Source organism: Acidovorax sp. CF316 (assembly GCF_000276605.1).
In the GTDB taxonomy this organism is placed as follows: Bacteria; Pseudomonadota; Gammaproteobacteria; order Burkholderiales; family Burkholderiaceae_C; genus Acidovorax.
Window position 1 is genome coordinate 62,121 of the sequence record NZ_AKJX01000094.1, and the last position, 16,158, is coordinate 78,278.

The following is a 16,158-nucleotide window of genomic DNA, read 5'->3' on the forward strand; positions in this document are numbered from 1 at the left end:
TGAAATGCCCGTAGGCATTCAGCGATTGCGTCGCTGGTGTGTGCTAGCTACAGACGATTTTCAAGAAGTCCGGGTTCTTTGATTGGTCCGCTCAGCCCATTACGCGGCCGACTCGTCTATGGAATGCCGCTCTACACAGCAATTCAAAGGTACTTCAATGCCCGACACGGCCGCAGCCCCGACAAACGGCGATATCAAACTCCGGTTTCTTGAACTCTGCCAGTTTCGCCGGCTTGGCAAAGTTCAGTTGGAGATCGATCAAAAAACGACCATCTTGGTCGGTGCGAATAACAGCGGGAAGACTTCGATCCTTGCAGCCCTACGTCACTTTCTTGCTGATGGCACCTCATTCGGGGCCTTCGACATCAGTCTCTCGCAGTGGCCAAAGTTGCGTACTCTTGGAAAGAGTTGGGAAGCGCTGGCAGAGGACCCTTCCACGGTAGCAAGCTCTGAGGTCCAATGGAAGGAGCAGCTGCAGACTCTCCTTGAGGCGATGCCTACCCTGGACCTATGGTTCGATGCCGAGGCAGGCATGTATCACTATGTCGCGCCATTTTTGTCCAAGTTCAGCTGGACGGGAGGCGCTGTCGGTGTTCGATTGCGTCTTGAGCCCGCAGCCACTGTAGACGAGCTGAAACAGCTGGCCTGGACCTACCAACTGGCACGCGCTCCAGTTAAGGACATGGGGGCAGATTCGCTGGCGTGGCCGATTGATCTGCTGGACTTTTGGCTTCGCGAACCAGGAAAGCTTGGCCAAGTTCGCGCGTACAAGCTTGATGCAGACAACAATCCCCTAGCTGGTATTGCAGCCTACACCACACAGGCGCTACCAGAGGATGCTAGTCCTATTGAGCGAAAGAACCTGTCGAAGGTGATACGCGTTGACTTTGTTGCGGCCCAGCGCGGACTCGGCAGCGAAGAGGCTGATTCTCGGTCGGCTTCAGGCCCACATAGGGTCGGAATGTTTTCCAACCAACTTCTGAAATTTGCTCGGCAGCACTTGAATGTCGCAAGCACGGGGCACGGTCATCGTGCAGACCTCATCAAAGCCGTTGCAGAGGCTCAGCGCGACCTGGACAAGAAGATTCACGAAGCCATTGCGGATTCAGTTGAGGAGGTGAAAGAACTTGGCTACCCTGGCCTGCATGATCCTCAAGAGATCCACTTTCGAACTCGGATCCAAACCGCTGACTTGCTCGACCACGGTACCGCTGTCCAGTACAGCATGCATAAAGAGTCGCTCGAGGAACTGCTTCCAGAGTATTCCATTGGGCTTGGCTACCAAAATCTTCAGTCGTTAAGCTATCAACTAGTTTCTTTCAAAACAGCTCGACTGAAGCCAGAAAAGGGCTCTCCAGCGCCTGTTCACTTGGTCATGATCGAGGAGCCTGAAGCACACCTCCATGTTCAGGTTCAACGCATTTTTTCCGAAAAGGCGCACAAGCTCATCAGCCCGACAGCAAAGGATGAGTCAACCCTCAAAAGCCAGCTGCTCATCAGCACGCACTCAAGCCATCTTGCCCATGCGGAGAGCTTTGACCGCCTAAGGTATGTTCGCCGGATAGCAAAAAGCGCCTCAAACCCGATGCCGTCCACCGAAGTGGTCAATCTCGGTCAGGTGTTTGGCAACGACAAGAAGACGCGGCAGTTTGCGGAGCGCTACTTCCGTGTCCAGCACACCGACCTTCTTTTTGCCAATGCGGCGGTCTTTGTAGAGGGAGTCGCGGAGAGGATGCTAGTCCCGCTCTTTATGGAGCGTGACTTTAAAGCACTCAACAGTCGATACGTGTCATTTCTCGACATCGGCGGAAGTCACGCTCATCGACTGAAGCCGTTAGTCGAGAAGCTTCGAATTCCTACGGTCATCATCACCGACATCGACCCTTCAGAAGAGAGAGAAGGCAAACCCAAGAATGGTGGTGAACCGACCAAGAAGTTGGTTGCCGTTGCGAATACTGGCCAACCAGGCCTTCAGTGCGGCAATCCAACCCTTCGCGGCTGGCATCCGAAGTTGCAGATGCTTGATGACTTCAAGAACCCGAGTGACTCACAATGGGTTTGGCAAGAAACGGCCGACTGCCTTGTTCGTTTTGCATGGCAGCTCCCCGTTGCGGAAGCAGGAGAGAACTGGCCGAGCACATTTGAAGACTCCCTGGTTTTGACCAACATCCAGTGGTTCAAAGACTTGCTGCAGGAGAAGGTAGATGAGGCAGGCATGGAGATTGATCAGCCCACTGGGGCGCTCCGCTCCGTCGCAACGCTCGTCGCAAAAGCGACGAGCACTGCAGAGCTACTTGCTGCCCTCCATGCACTCATGCACAACTCCTTCAACAAGGGGGACTTTGCCGCAAGCATCTTCGAAAAGATCTCATCAGAAGAGCCGGTTGTTTGCCCGAAGTACATCGCGGACGCCCTGGGCTGGCTTCAGAAACAGCTTGATCCGAGCCAGGAGCCCACGCCATGATCGCAGTGCCCCACGCCATGAACGACGACAGAGACTCTGGAGTTGTCGAGGAAATTTGCGGCTATCTCACTGAACTTCCTCCCCGTAGCTACTTCCTTTTTGCCGGTGCTGGGTCTGGCAAGACGCGAACACTCGTTGAGGTGTTGCGTCGACTGACAGGCGTCGTGAAGCATGAGAAGGGAAATCACCTAGCCAAACAGCTAAGGATGTACGGACGGTCCATAAGAGTGGTGACGTACACAAAGAATGCGGTATCGGTCATCAATGGTCGCCTCGGAGAAAACGACCTGGTCAAGGTCTCAACGATCCACTCCTTTTGCTGGGAACTCATTGCCGGATTCAACGATGACATTCGAGCTGCACTCATAGCCGTGAAAGAAGGTCAGATCGCCAAGGAGACGGCCGATGCACTCGCCAAGCCAAGAGGCATTACTGCAGCCAAACAGCGCGATCTTGATGAGCTCAAAGCCGACATTGAGGCGTTCAGAACGACAGATGTATTTATCTACCATCCAGATCGCAACACCTACGGGCCCGGAGCACTCGCTCACAGCCAAGTCCTCGATGCTACGGCATGGCTGTTAGGAAACAGGCATACGCTGCAAACGATCCTCAAAGACCGTCACCCCATAGTTCTGATTGATGAGTCTCAAGACACGATGAAGAGCATGCTGGACGCATTTATGTGCCTTGCGGAACCTAGGGGTAGCGGCCTCACCCTGGGCTTGCTTGGCGACCATCGACAACGCATTTACAACGATGGTCACGCCGATCTCCCAAGCCTGATACCACCGAGCTGGGCCACTCCAGAGCTGCAGATGAATCATCGAAGCCAGCGCAGAGTCGTCGACCTCATCAACGCAATCTGGGAAGCGGAGCTGGAGGGCCGAACTCAGCCGGCAAGTGGCGTGGAGCAGCACTCTAGATCCGGGAAAGCAGGAGGCACTGTTCGGCTTTTCGTGGGTGACACATCTCGTTCCGCGGAGGATAAGGTCGTTGGAGAACGCTGGTGCGCAGATCAGATGCGGCACGCAAGCGGATATGACGATTGGAGCCGAGGTCAGTATCAATTGCTCGCGTTGGAGCACAAGCTCGTCGCGACTCGTGGTTCTTTCCTCGACGCATTCAGTGCCATGGTCCTACTGGACGCAAATGCCGCTGCGCCTAGTGGAAGTGGCGAGAACAAAGGGCCGGCAGTTGTACAGGTGCTGTTGAACGAACTCGGGCAATTGGAGGCGTGCATTGGCGCTGACGGCACGGTAGATGAGGTCAAAGCCACAGATGTCTTTCGACGCTACGGCCGCCTTGATGGAATGCCGGACAGTCCCACCGACCGAACTCGGCGCGTTGAGGACATGCGCCAGGCTCTTGAAGCTTTCGCCATCGCCCGAGCAAATCCGAATTCCACCGTTGAACAAGTTCTCAAGCCGATCCTCGCCGCAAATCTGTTTGACGTGGATTCTCGATTGACAGCGGCGTATGAGGACAAATCTCCTGCTCCACCAGAACCCGGCAGAGGCGAAGACGAATCTAAGCAAAACCGGATGCGTCGGGGTTGGTGCGCACTTTTTTCAGCACCGTGGAATCAACTCCAGAAGTACCGTGTGTACCTCACGGGCGATTCAGTGCTTGCCACGCATCAGGTCGTCAAAGGTTCCGAGTTTCCACACGTGATGGTGGTGATGGATGACAAATTGGCAGCTGGCAATCAAATCTCATACGACAAGATTTTTGGCGGTGTCCAACTCACCAAGGCAGATCGAGAGAACATCGACAAAGGCAAGGAAACGAGCATTGACCGCACACTAAGGCTTTTGTATGTCACATGCAGCCGCGCTCAAGAGTCGCTGGCTCTTGTACTTTGGTCTTCCGATCCTGCCGCCGCTCTACTGCGAGTAAAAGACAGCGGTTGGTTTTTAGAGGGAGAGTTTGACCCGATTCAATAGCCCGACTAAGTAAGGAATCAAGACCCCGGCGTTCGTTCCTTGCGTTGGTTCAGCCCCTGCACTTTCCCACAGAAGAATGTCCACTCAAGCCGTGGATGAACCTGTGGATATCCCCTTGGTTTGTCCTGCAGAGCCTGCACCGGCGCGGGTCCTGACGGAGTGCCTAATTCCTAGGCAAGACAGAGCGCGGGGTGCAGGTCCCACCTGTAGAAGTGCGACCAACGCTGCCCAATCAAGGCTTTCGAGAGACACCTTGGGTGCATGCGGTGGCTTTGCTATCCTGCTTGGCTCAGGACGAACAGCGAGGTTCAACATGGAGCTTCACCTTGTCACCTAGCGTCCGGCGCCGGATATCCTTTCGCAGCCCGAGGTCCAACTACACCACTGGCGCATCCTGCGGCGGGGCAATGGAACCCTGCACATTGCCGCCCAGCTAGATTCGGGGTCACTGCGTCTCACATCCCTGCTGCAAGCCATAGACCTGCGCAGGGCAATAGTCAAAACGGAGTCAGGACGGAGCTACCACCTGTCCAATCCACCTGAGGAAGACCAACTGCTGAGGTCGCTCATGGTGGTAAACGCAGCCCGAGGCCTGGTTCAGGTCTCGGAGGATGTGAGTGACGCCATCTGGGCCGCGATCACCACTGGCGCTTGGCCCTATGAAGACCCCAGCTTGCTGCCTTCAGTGCAATAGCTCCGCTCAAGCCGTTTGGACCGTCGACCCCATGCCATGAGGGCAGCAGGAGCCCCGCTGATTTCACAATGCAGAAAGTGCCCGACGGACCTTCTTTTCATCCGACGGACTTTATTTGTTGTAGTCAGCGAAACCCTTGCCGCACCCCGCTCACTCCACCGTGACGCTCTTGGCCAGGTTGCGCGGCTTGTCCACGTCGGTGCCGCGCGCGCAGGCCGTGTGGTAGGCCAGCAGCTGCAGGGGCACCACGTGCAGCAGCGGGCTCAGCGGGCCGTAGTGCTCGGGCATGCGGATCACATGGATGCCTTCGCTGCTCTCGATGCGGGTGTCCGCATCGGCCAGCACGTAGAGCACGCCGGCGCGGGCGCGCACCTCCTGCATGTTGCTCTTGAGCTTTTCCAGCAGCGCATCGTTGGGCGCCACGGTGACCACGGGCATGGCGCTGGTGACCAGGGCCAGGGGGCCGTGCTTGAGCTCGCCGGCCGGGTAGGCCTCGGCGTGGATGTAGCTGATCTCCTTGAGCTTCAAGGCGCCTTCGAGCGCAATGGGGTAGTGCAGGCCCCGGCCCAGGAACAGGGCGTTCTCCATGCGCGCGAAGTCCTCGGCCCAGCTGATGACCTGGGGTTCCAGCGCGAGCACGGCCTGCAGGGCCACGGGCAGGTGGCGCATGGCCTTGAGGTGCGCGGCCTCCTGCTCGGCCGTAAGCCGGCCCTTGGACTGCGCCAGCGCCAGCGTGAGCAAAAACAACCCGGCCAGCTGGGTGGTGAAGGCCTTGGTGCTGGCCACGCCGATCTCCACGCCGGCGCGCGTGATGTAGGCCAGCTTGCACTCGCGCACCATGGCACTGGTGGCCACATTGCAGATGGTCAGCGTGTGCTGCATGCCCAGGCTTTGCGAGTGGCGCAGGGCGGCCAGGGTGTCGGCCGTCTCGCCCGACTGGGTGATGGTGACCACCAGGCTGCGCGGGTTGGGCACGCTGGTGCGGTAGCGGTACTCGCTGGCCACTTCGACCTGGGTGGGGATGCCGGCGATTTCTTCGAGCCAGTACTTGGCGGCGCAGCCGCTGTAGTAGCTGGTGCCGCAGGCCAGGATGAGGACGCTGTCGATCTCCTTGAACACACGCCAGGCGGCCGTGCCGTCGGCCCCGTCGAACAGCTCGGGCACGATGCCCTCCACGCCTTCGAGTGTGTCGCTGATGGCGCGCGGCTGCTCGAAGATCTCCTTTTGCATGTAGTGGCGGTAGGGGCCGAGCTCGGCCGCGCCGCTGTGCGCCTGTACCGTGCGCACGGGGCGCTGCGCGGGGGTCAGCGCCTCGCGGCCCTTGCCCACGATCCAGTAGCGACCCAGCTGCAGGTCGACCAGGTCGCCCTCTTCGAGGTAGACGATCTGGTCGGTCACGCCGGCCAGGGCCATGGCATCGCTGGCCAGGAAATGCTCGCCCGCCACCGAGCCGCCACTGCCCGAGCCCACGCCCAGGATCAGCGGCGAGCCAGCGCGCGCACCCACCACGCGGTGCGGCTCGTCCCGGTGCATCACGGCGATGGCATAGGCACCGTGCAGCTGGGCCACGGCGGCCTGCACGGCCTCGAACAGGTCGCCGCTGTAGTGGCTGTCGACCAGGTGGGCGATGACTTCGGTATCGGTCTGGCTGGTGAACACGTAGCCGCGGGCCTGCAGGGCGGCGCGCAGTTCCTCGTGGTTCTCGATGATGCCGTTGTGCACCAGGGCCACGCGGCCCGGCGTGCCGGCCGCGTCGCCCGTGCCGTGGCTGAAATGCGGGTGGGCGTTGTGCACCTCGGGCGCACCGTGCGTGGCCCAGCGGGTGTGGGCGATGCCGGTGGCGCCGTCCACGTGGTCGGCCTGCACCTGTTCGAGCAGTTCGGCCACGCGGGCCGTGCTGCGTGCGCGCTGCAGGCCGGCCGGGCGGCTGGCATCGAGGCTCGATGCATGCACGGCCACGCCGCAGGAGTCATAGCCCCGGTATTCGAGCCGCTGCAGGCCCTGCACAAGAATGGGAACGATGTTGCGCGTGGAGACCGCGCCGACGATGCCGCACATGGATTGCTGCTCCTGTTGGATGGATGGCGCAATGGTAGGCAGCGCAGATTGGAATTTGTGATTGATATTTTGACAATAATGAACTTAAATTTCACATAAACCATAACATGAAATAAAATTCCAAATATATGGAAATTTCGGAATCAATCACTTTAGACCACGTGGATCTGCAGTTGCTGAACCTGCTGCAGACCGACGCCAGCCAGAGCAACCAGGCCCTGGCCGAGCAGGTGCATGTCTCGCCACCCACCTGCCTGCGCCGGGTCAAGCGGCTGCACGAGGTGGGCCTGATCGAGCGGCAGGTGGCCCTGCTGCAGCCCGACCGCCTGGCCGCCGTGCAAGGCCATGGCCTGGCCTGCATCGTCGAGGTGTCGCTGGACCGGCAGGATGTGCAATCACTCGACGCCTTCGAGGCCCGTGCGGTGGAGCACCCCGCCGTGCAGCAGTGCTGGCGCGTGTCGCCCGGCCCGGACTTCATCCTGGTGGTGCACACGCGCGACATGCCGGGCTACCTGGCGTTGTCGCAGCAGCTATTCACGGGCGATGCCAATGTGCGCAACGTGAAGGCCTTCTTCAGCACCAAGCGCGCCAAGTTCGGCACGGCCATCCCGCTGCAGGGGCCGTGAGCCGATCCGCGGCCCCCCCGCCATCGACCCGGCGGGGCGGCGGGGCATGCCATTTGCCGCTGGCCTCTACCGCCGGGTAAAGGTAAGCTCACCGCGCCCCTCCCCGCTGCCCCTTCGCCTGCGCACCCTTTTCTCCATGGCCACCTACGAACAACAGATGCCCCGGCGCGTGTACCCGCTGCGCGTGCTCGGCATGGGGCTCGGTGGCGTGGTGGTGGCCGTCGTGCTGTGGCAACGCCAGGCATCCCTGCTCGCCTGGCTGGGCATGGTGCTGCCCTGCTTCGTCTGGCCCCATGTGGCCTACCAGCTCGCACGGCGCAGCGCCGACCCCTACCGCGCCGAGATCCGCAACCTGCTCACCGACTCGGCCCTGGCGGCAGCCCTGGTGCCGCTGATGCACTTCAGCCTGCTGCCCAGCGTGCTGCTGTGCACGCTGACCATGGTGGACAAGATCACCACCGGCATCCGCGGACTGTGGGCCCGGTCCATCCCGGCCATGCTCGCGGGCGGTGCGGTCGGAACCCTGCTCGCCGGCGTGCACTGGGCGCCCGAGAGCCCCCTGCCCATCATCCTGGCCTGCCTGCCGGTGATGGCGCTGCACACCATCTCGGTCAGCGTGGTCAGCTACCGGCTGATCCGCAAGGTCTCGCAGCAGAACCTGCTGCTCGACGAACTGCGCCGCGTGGACACGCTGACCGGCCTGTACGGCCGCGGCCACTGGCAGGAACAGGCCGAGGCCGCGCTACGGCGCCACCATGCCAGCCGCGAGCCGGCCTGCATGCTGATGATGGACATCGACAGCTTCAAGCAGATCAACGACCAGCATGGCCACACGGTGGGCGACGAGGTGATACGCGCGGTGGCGCATGTGGTGCGCGGCAACGTGCGCGCCACCGACTGCGCAGGCCGCTACGGGGGCGACGAGTTCGCCATTTTGCTGACCGGCATGGCCGTGGAGGAGGCCGTCGCCGTGGCCGAGCGCATCCGCGCGCAGACCGAGGCCGTCCGCCTGCGCGACATGCCGGCCCTGCGCATGACCACCAGCATCGGTGTGGCGGCCGTGCACCCGCGCCATGGCAGCCTGCGCGCCTGGATGGACGCGGCCGATGCCGCGCTCTACGGGGCCAAGAACGCCGGGCGCAACCGCGTCACGGACAGTTCCGCCGATGCGGGACCCGCCGCGGCGCCGCAACTGGCGACCTCAGACCGCTGACAGCGGCGGGCCTTCAATGGCCGGCAGCCGGGGCGAGCGCCGCAACAGGTAGATGTCCATGATCCAGCCATGCTGCGCGCGCGCCGCGGCACGGGTGCGCTCGATGCGCGGCCCGGCCTCGACCAGGGGGCCGCTGTCCAGCAGTTGCTGGGGCATGCCCAGGTAGGCACCCCACCAGATGTGCAGGCCTTCAGCGGGCAATACCGTGAAGCTGCACTGCCCGTCCAGCATCACCACGGCCGTGTCGACGCCCGCGGGCCAGCCCTGCTCGCGCAGTTGCCGGCCGGTGGTCACCACGAAGGGCTGGCCGATGTCGTTCAGGGGCACGGCATGGGCGGCGGCCAGCGCCTGCACCGAGGTGATGCCAGCCACCACCTCCACCCGCACCGGCGCAGGCTGCATGCGCGCCGCGATGCGCAGCGTGCTGTCGTACAGGGCGGGGTCGCCCCAGACCAGCAGGGCCACGCGCAGCACCTCGGGCATGGGACTGTCGACGGCACGGGTGATGGCGTCCTGCCAGCAGCGGGCGATGGCGGCGTGCCATTCGTTGACCTGGGCCAGGTAGTCGTCGCCCTGGCTGCGGCGCACCGGCATGTCGAAACCGGCGATGCGCGGGGCGGGCGCCACCAGCACCTCGTCGCACAAGGCCTGGCGCAGTGCGGCGAGTTCGGCCTTGTCCTCGCCCTTGTGCGGCAGCAGGATCAGGTCGGCCGCATTCATGGCGGTGATGGCCTGGCGGGTGAGGTGGTCGGGGTTGCCCGTGCCGATGCCGATCAGCACCAACGCCACCGATGGCAGGCCGGGTTCGGCAGGCGGGCGCATGTTCGCTGTCATGCGTTCAAGGACTGGTCCCGTGCCGTGTCCAGCGCCGTGCCCCCGGGCAGGTCCGGTGCGGGGAAGCGCGGTGCCGTGCCCATGGGGCGGTAGCGGCGGTCGTAGTCGGCCGCATAGAGCCGGCTTTCGGCAAACGCCTCGGCCTGCAGGCTGCGCCCCACCAGGATCAGCGCCGTGCGCTCCATGCTGGCGGCCACGGCCTGGGCCAGTGTGCCCACGGTGGTGCGCACGACGGTCTCGTCAGGCCAGCTGGCCCGCCAGACAATGGCCGCCGGGCAGTCGGCGCCATAGTGCGGCAGCAGCTCGGCCTGCACCTTGTCGGCCATGTGGATGGACAGGTGGATCGCCAGCAGCGCCCCCGTGGCGGCAAAGGCGGCCAGGTTCTCGCCCTCGGGCATGGCGGTGGCGCGGCCCGAAGTGCGTGTCAGCACCACCGACTGGCACAGGCCGGGCAGCGTGAGCTCTGCGCCCAGCGTGGCCGCGGCCGCCGCGAACGAGGGCACGCCGGGAGTCACGGTGTAGTCGATGCCCGCCGCGCGCAGGCGCCGCAGTTGCTCGCCCATGGCGGACCAGACCGACAGGTCGCCCGAATGCAGGCGCGCCACGTCCTGGCCGCGCGCATGGGCGGCGGATATCTCGGCCATGATGGCATCGAGGTCCATGGCCGCGGTATTGACGATGTGCGCGCCCGGCGGGCAGTGCGCGAGCAGATCGCGCGGGATCAGCGAGCCGGCGTACAGGCAGACCGGGCAACGGCCCATGAGGTCGCGCCCGCGCACGGTGATGAGGTCGGCGGCGCCGGGGCCGGCGCCAATGAAATGCACGGTCATGCTGTTGCTCCTTGGGTCAGCGCGGCGGCATGGCGTGCTGCGCCTGCCACCGCCATACAACAATCGAAAGGGGCCGAGTGGCGCAAGGCCACGGCCAGCGTGGCACTGCCATCCCCGGCCACCAGGCGGGGCCGCAGCAGCTGCGCCTGCGGCCCGGCGGCAGCGAGCGCAGCCGCTTCGGCCACACTGCCGGTGCCGTAACGGGCCTGCAGGCGCGGCGACTGCGTGGCCACCGGCTGGCGGCGCAGGGCATCCACCGGCACCGCCAGCACTGGCGCGGGTGCAGGGCCCAGCCAGCCGGCCAGCGCCGGGTGCTGTTCCTTGCCCTGCAGCACGGCCACGGCGCAAAAGCGGTCCATCGGCCCAGGCAGCAGGGCTTGCGCCTGCAGCCACAGGGCCTGCAAGGCGGCAGGCGTGGCCTGCGCGCGCAGGCCCACGCCGACCACCAGGCAGGCATGCGGCGAGGCGGCAAGGGTGGCCGTCACCGCTGCCAGCTCCACTGCACCAGCGGGCGCGCAGCCTTCCAGCTGCGCATGCGTCCCAGTGGCTCGACGCTGGACAGCTCCAGCCGCAGCAACTGGCCGCCCTGGTCGGCATGCAATTGCACCAGCAGGGCTTCGGTCTCCAGGGTCACGGCGTTGACCACCAGCCGGCAGCCGATGGGCATCAGCGCCTGCAAGGCAGCGAACAGGCCCGCATCGAAGCCACCGCCCACGAACACCGCCTGGGGCGCCGCCAAACCCTGCAGCGCATCGGGCGCCAGGCCATTCACCACCTGCAGCACCGGCTGCAGGCCGAACCGCACCGCATTGCTGCGGATGTTGTCGGCCCGCACCGCATGCTGCTCCACGCTGCTGGCCACGCCGCCGGCCAGGCACCATTCCACGGCCACCGAGCCCGAGCCCCCGCCGATGTCCCACAGCCGCTCACCGCGCCGGGGCGCCAGGGCCGCCAGCGTGAGCGCCCGGGCCGGGGCCTTAGTGATCTGGCCGTCGTGCGCATACCAGCCGTCGCCACGCCCGGGCACCTGGGGCAAGGCGGGTCCGCCTGCGGCCCGCAGGGCCACCGCCACCGGGGCCTGGGCCGGGTCAGCGGCAAGCACGGCCCCGGCCTCGTGCGCCGGCAACGCGCGGCAGCGCTCCCGCGGGCCGCCCACGGACTCCATCACCCACAGCGCGCTCGCACCCCAGCCCTCCTGGGTGAGCCATGCGGCCAGCTCGGCCACGGCCGGACCACCCTGCAGCAGCACGATGCACTGCCCGCCCGGCGCCAAGCGCGGCAGCAACTGCTGCAGCGGGCTAGCATGCAGGCCCAGGCAGTCGGTGGCCTCCAGCCGCCAGCCCAGGCGGGCCGCCACCAGCGAGAATGTCGAGGGCTGCGCGTGGCAGCGCCACTCCTGCGGGGCCAGGTGCGCCGCGAGGCTGCCACCCGCACCGAACCAGAACGGGTCGCCCGAGGCGAGCACCACCACGCGCTGCCCACGCAGCGCCAGCACGGGTGCGGTGTCGAACGGCACGGGCCAGGGGCGGCCGCGCCCACCGGCCTGTGCCAGCGCCAGGTGGCGCGGGCCGCCGAAAATCACCTGGGCCTGGTCGAGCGCCCGGCGCGCGGCGGGCACCAGCCCGTCCAGCCCGTCCTCGTTCAGGCCCACCAATGTCAACCACGGATCAGCCATGACGCATGTTCTCCTGCTGGGCGGTACCAGCGGCGCTAGCCAGCTGGCGCAGGCCCTGCACCAGGCACGGATACCCGCCGTGTTTTCCTACGCGGGTGCCACGCTGGCCCCCGTGGCACAGCCCCTGCCCACGCGCTGCGGCGGTTTTGGCGGCGTGCCGGGGCTGGTGCAGTTCATTCGCAGCCAGGGCATCACCCACGTGGTGGATGCCACCCACCCCTTTGCCGCGCAGATGAGCCGCAACGCCTGTGCGGCCTGCGACGCCACGGGCGTGCCTCTGCTGGCGCTGGAACGCGCACCCTGGCAGGCCGAGGCCGGAGACCGCTGGCTGGACGTGCCGGACATGGCGGCGGCGGCCCAGGCCTTGCCCGAAGATCCCGCGCGGGTGTTTCTCGCCATAGGGCGCAAGCAACTGGATGCCTTTGCAGGCCGGCACCAACACCATTACCTGCTGCGCCTGGTGGATGCGCCGCAGCCGGGCAGCCTGCCGCTGGCCGACACCACGGTGGTGCTGGGCCGCGGCCCTTTCAGCGCCGCGCACGACCAGGCATTGCTGCAGGCCCATGGCATCACCTGGCTGGTGGCCAAGAACGCCGGGGGCGAGGCCACGCGCGGCAAGCTGCTGGCGGCGCGCGCGCTGGGGCTGCCGGTGGTGATGGTGCAGCGCCCCCCGCTGCCGCAGCGCCCGCGCACCGAAGAGGTGGGCACCGTGCTGCATTGGATCACTCATGGCGTGCTGCCCGAGGCGGCGGGCAAGGTGCCTTCCAGCCCATAGAAGCGCGGGGTGTAGACCCAGCGGCCCACCAGCCGCGTGCTGCTGTTGCCCACCAGCACCACGGTGCGCATGTCGGCCATGTCGGGGCTGGCTTCGGCCAGCGTGCACACCTGCAGCGCCTCGTCGGGCGTGGACACGGCGCGCGCAAAGACCATGAGCCGCGTGGGCTCGCAGTGCGCGCGCAGCAAGGCCAGCAGGCGCACGAAGCCCTCGGGCCGGCTGCGCGAGCGCGGGTTGTAGAAGGCCATGGCGAAGTCGGCCTCGGCCGCCAGCTGCACGCGCCGGGCGATCACCGGCCAGGGCTTGAGGTTGTCCGAGAGGTTGATGCAGCAAAAGTCATGGCCCAGCGGCGCACCGGCGCGCGCCGCGGCGGCCAGCATGGCAGTGATGCCGGGCAGCACCTGCACGTCCAGCGCCTGCCAGGCGGTGGCCTGTTCGGGCGGCGCCTGCTCGATGGCTTCGAACACGGCCGCGGCCATGGCAAACACCCCGGGGTCGCCCGACGACACCACCACCACCTGCCGCGCCTGCGCCGCCAGCGCCAGTGCCTGGCGCGCCCGGTCCAGCTCCACCCGGTTGTCCGACGCATGCCAGGCCACCGCCGGGGCCTGGCCCTGCGCCTGCCACAGCGCACGGGCCCGCTCCACATACGGCAGGTAACCCACCACGTCGGTCGCGGCCTGCAGGGCGGCGGCCACTTCGGGCGTGACCTGCGCGAGGGCCCCGGGCCCCAGGCCCGCCACGGTCAGGCGGCCGGGGGTCTGGCCCGGGCTCACCAGGCGGCCTCCGGCCGGCGGCCCTGGCCATGCACCAGCACGATGGCGAAGTAGGGGCAGGCCTCGTCGCTCACCTCGGTCAGTTTGGCCACCTGCTGGCTGGCCGTGGTGCCGTTCTGCACCAGCCAGGCGGCACCGAGCCGTCCCGTGCGCTGCAGCGCCCGGCGGATGCGCGGCAGGTTGCGCCCGACCTTCATCACCACCAGGGCATCGGCGGTCTGCATGCGCCGCACCAGTTCATCCTCAGACAAGGTGCCGGTCATCACGCTGAGCACGTCGTCGCCCCAGGTGATGGGCTCGCCCGTGGCGTGCCAGCAGCCCACCATACCGGGAATGCCCGGCACCACCTCCAGGCGCACGGCGGCGCGCTCGCGCAGCCGGGTGTACAGGTGCATGAAGGAGCCATACAGGAAGGGATCGCCTTCGCAGAGCACCACCACCTGCTCGGTGCGCGCCAGGGTTTCCAGGCGGGTGCACCAATCGTCGTAGAACGCCGCGAGCTGGGCCACGTACTCCGGGCTGTCCACGGGCAGCTCGGTGGTCACGGGGTACTCCATGGGGTATTCGGTGGCCTCCGCTGCCAGCAGGCCGTCCACCACCTGGCGGGCCTTGCCCGGGCGCCCCTTCTTGCGGAAGAAGGCCACGTAGCGCGCGCTGCGCACCAGCCGGTGCGCCTTCACCGACATCAGCTCCGGGTCGCCGGGGCCCAGGCCCACGCAGACGATGCCGGGCGCCGCCTGCGCCACCGCCATGGCCTCACTCGGCATGGCTGGCCAGGGCGTTGATGGCGGCCACGGTCATGGCCGAGCCCCCCAGGCGGCCGCGCACGACCATCGCGGGCACGGGCAGGTCCTGCATCAGTGCCTCCTTGGACTCCATCGCGCCGACGAAACCCACCGGGCAGCCGATGATGGCCGCCGGGCGCGGGCAGCCGGGCTGCTGCAGCAGGTTGAGCAGGTGGAACAGGGCCGTGGGTGCATTGCCGATGGCCACGATGGCGCCCGCCAGATCAGGCCGCCACAGCTCCACCGCGGCGGCGCTGCGGGTGGTACCCATTTCGTGGGCCAGCGCCGCCACGCGCTCATCCTGCAGGGTGCAGAGCACCCGGTTGTGGGCGGGCAGGCGCTTGCGGGTGATGCCCTCGCTGACCATGCGCACATCGCACAGCACCGGGGCACCCTGGCGCAGTGCCTGCTCTGCCGCCTCGGCCATGCCGGGGGAGAAGGCCACATGGGGTGCCAGCTCGACCATGCCGGCCGCATGCACCATGCGCACCACGACACGTTCCTCGGTGGGGGTGAATCGGTCCAGGGACGCCTCGCGGCGGATGGTGGCGAAAGACTGCCGGTAGATCTCGGCGCCATCGGTTTCGTAGCGGTGCAGCATCAATTCTTTTCAAACAACAGGCCGGGATTGTCCTGCAGTGCGGACAGGTTCACGTGGTCGACCGCCTCGTCCGCGGCGCGCCCCTGCCGCACCACCGCGAAAACCGGTTCGCCGGTGGTGGGCTCCGCGCGCAAGGTCACCGTGGCGGGCGCCTGGCGCGCGCAGCCTTTGGCGCAGCCCGCCACGTGCAGGTGGGCCTGGGGCGGCACATGGGCGGCCAGCGCCAGCGCCAGTGCCTGCGTGGGGGCCTGGGCCTGCGGGCACCCGGGAGCCCCCGTGCAGGCCGAGACACGCAAGCGGGCATCGCGGGGTTGGGTCACCCAGTCTGCGGCCACGTCCAGGCCGGCGGTGTGCCAAAAGCCGGGCGGCCTGACCGCGGAGGCACCGGATTCGACCAGCAGCATGCGCCAGGGGGTCACGCGCAGGCCGCAAGCGCTGCCACGCAAGGCCCACACCAGCCGGGCCAGTGCCTGCGCCGGCAAGCGCCCCAAAGGGGCGCCCACCAGCGTGCCGATGCCGGGCAGGAAGCCGGGCTGCGGGCCGGGCCGCGTGGAATCCGTGCCGTGGCCGTGGGTGGCGCGCACCCAGTGAACCCCTGGCGGCAGCCCGGCGGGCCAGGGGGCCGCCGGCGTGGCGGCGGCCCGCAGGCGCTCCAGTTCGCCGGCATGTGCCGCCAGGCGCCCGGGCCGCCGCCCCGCGGTGCGCTGCGCCAGGCAATGCGCGGCAAACCACCGCGCCAGGGCCAGCCCCGCGGCGGCGGCCTGCGCAGGCCCCGCCGCCGCCAGCGCCCAGGGCAGGCCATCCGGCTGTACCTGCCAGGCCGGGGGGTGCGTTCCCGCAACCCTGTGCATGCGGATGTCGGCGGGCACCGCCTGCAGCCA

At 66.4% G+C, this 16,158-nt stretch carries 13 protein-coding genes and 1 pseudogene; 5 read left to right on the forward strand and 9 right to left on the reverse strand.

The features are described 5' to 3' along the window. Nucleotides 1–157 precede the first annotated feature (157 nt). Together PMI14_RS08535 and PMI14_RS34150 are read left to right on the forward strand one after the other, a co-directional pair. Nucleotides 158–2,464 (forward strand): AAA family ATPase, encoded by a 2,307-nt coding sequence (locus PMI14_RS08535; RefSeq protein ID WP_007852770.1) that lies wholly within the window; start codon nt 158–160, stop codon nt 2,462–2,464. After that, nucleotides 2,461–4,410, forward strand: a complete 1,950-nt coding sequence (locus PMI14_RS34150) for a UvrD-helicase domain-containing protein (RefSeq protein WP_007852771.1) — start codon at nt 2,461–2,463, stop codon at nt 4,408–4,410. Before PMI14_RS08535 ends, PMI14_RS34150 begins: the two co-directional genes overlap by 4 nt. A gap of 844 nt (nt 4,411–5,254) precedes the next feature. Here PMI14_RS34150 and glmS read toward each other — a convergent pair. Next, nucleotides 5,255–7,162: a glutamine--fructose-6-phosphate transaminase (isomerizing) gene (gene glmS / locus PMI14_RS08550; RefSeq protein ID WP_007852773.1), complete on the reverse strand. Its 1,908-nt coding sequence runs from the start codon at nt 7,160–7,162 to the stop codon at nt 5,255–5,257. Nucleotides 7,163–7,290: 128 nt separating this feature from the next. On the opposite strand from glmS, the gene PMI14_RS08555 reads away from it, so the two are divergent. Then, a complete protein-coding gene (locus PMI14_RS08555) occupies nt 7,291–7,788 on the forward strand; it encodes an Lrp/AsnC family transcriptional regulator (protein WP_007852774.1) in 498 nt (165 codons plus the stop codon). A gap of 136 nt (nt 7,789–7,924) precedes the next feature. Continuing rightward, a complete protein-coding gene (locus tag PMI14_RS08560) occupies nt 7,925–9,001 on the forward strand; it encodes a diguanylate cyclase (RefSeq protein ID WP_007852775.1) in 1,077 nt (358 codons plus the stop codon). Here the strand turns inward: PMI14_RS08560 and cobF are convergent. The 4 genes from cobF to cbiE are packed head-to-tail and all read right to left on the reverse strand — an operon-like array spanning nt 8,990 to nt 12,340. Further along, complete coding sequence (cobF, locus tag PMI14_RS08565; protein WP_007852778.1) at nt 8,990–9,835, reverse strand: precorrin-6A synthase (deacetylating); 846 nt, start codon at nt 9,833–9,835, stop codon at nt 8,990–8,992. The genes PMI14_RS08560 and cobF overlap by 12 nt on opposite strands. Continuing rightward, nucleotides 9,832–10,665 (reverse strand): precorrin-4 C(11)-methyltransferase, encoded by an 834-nt coding sequence (cobM, locus tag PMI14_RS08570; RefSeq protein WP_007852781.1) that lies wholly within the window; start codon nt 10,663–10,665, stop codon nt 9,832–9,834. The genes cobF and cobM overlap by 4 nt, the downstream gene beginning before the upstream one ends. After that, the gene (locus PMI14_RS08575; protein ID WP_007852783.1) at nt 10,662–11,150 is read right to left on the reverse strand and encodes a cobalamin biosynthesis protein; all 489 of its coding nucleotides are present in this window, start codon (nt 11,148–11,150) and stop codon (nt 10,662–10,664) included. Before PMI14_RS08575 ends, cobM begins: the two co-directional genes overlap by 4 nt. Beyond that, the gene (cbiE, locus tag PMI14_RS08580) at nt 11,147–12,340 is read right to left on the reverse strand and encodes a precorrin-6y C5,15-methyltransferase (decarboxylating) subunit CbiE (protein ID WP_007852786.1); all 1,194 of its coding nucleotides are present in this window, start codon (nt 12,338–12,340) and stop codon (nt 11,147–11,149) included. The genes PMI14_RS08575 and cbiE overlap by 4 nt, the downstream gene beginning before the upstream one ends. Here cbiE and PMI14_RS08585 point away from each other — a divergent pair. Further along, nucleotides 12,339–13,115 carry a cobalt-precorrin-6A reductase gene (locus PMI14_RS08585; protein ID WP_035202900.1) on the forward strand — a complete coding sequence of 259 codons (777 nt, stop codon included), beginning with the start codon at nt 12,339–12,341 and terminating at the stop codon, nt 13,113–13,115. The genes cbiE and PMI14_RS08585 overlap by 2 nt on opposite strands. Here PMI14_RS08585 and cobJ read toward each other — a convergent pair. The 4 genes and pseudogenes from cobJ to PMI14_RS08605 form a co-directional block, all read right to left on the reverse strand. Next, a complete protein-coding gene (cobJ, locus tag PMI14_RS08590) occupies nt 13,067–13,891 on the reverse strand; it encodes a precorrin-3B C(17)-methyltransferase (RefSeq protein ID WP_007852789.1) in 825 nt (274 codons plus the stop codon). The two genes, PMI14_RS08585 and cobJ, sit on opposite strands and share 49 nt — an antisense overlap. After that, complete coding sequence (gene cobI, locus PMI14_RS08595) at nt 13,888–14,658, reverse strand: precorrin-2 C(20)-methyltransferase (protein WP_052024361.1); 771 nt, start codon at nt 14,656–14,658, stop codon at nt 13,888–13,890. The genes cobJ and cobI overlap by 4 nt, the downstream gene beginning before the upstream one ends. Continuing rightward, nucleotides 14,648–15,277, reverse strand: a complete 630-nt coding sequence (locus tag PMI14_RS08600; protein ID WP_007852791.1) for a precorrin-8X methylmutase — start codon at nt 15,275–15,277, stop codon at nt 14,648–14,650. The genes cobI and PMI14_RS08600 overlap by 11 nt, the downstream gene beginning before the upstream one ends. Beyond that, nucleotides 15,277–16,158: pseudogene (locus tag PMI14_RS08605) on the reverse strand (precorrin-3B synthase); the annotation flags it as partial. The gene PMI14_RS08600 and the pseudogene PMI14_RS08605, both read right to left, overlap by 1 nt.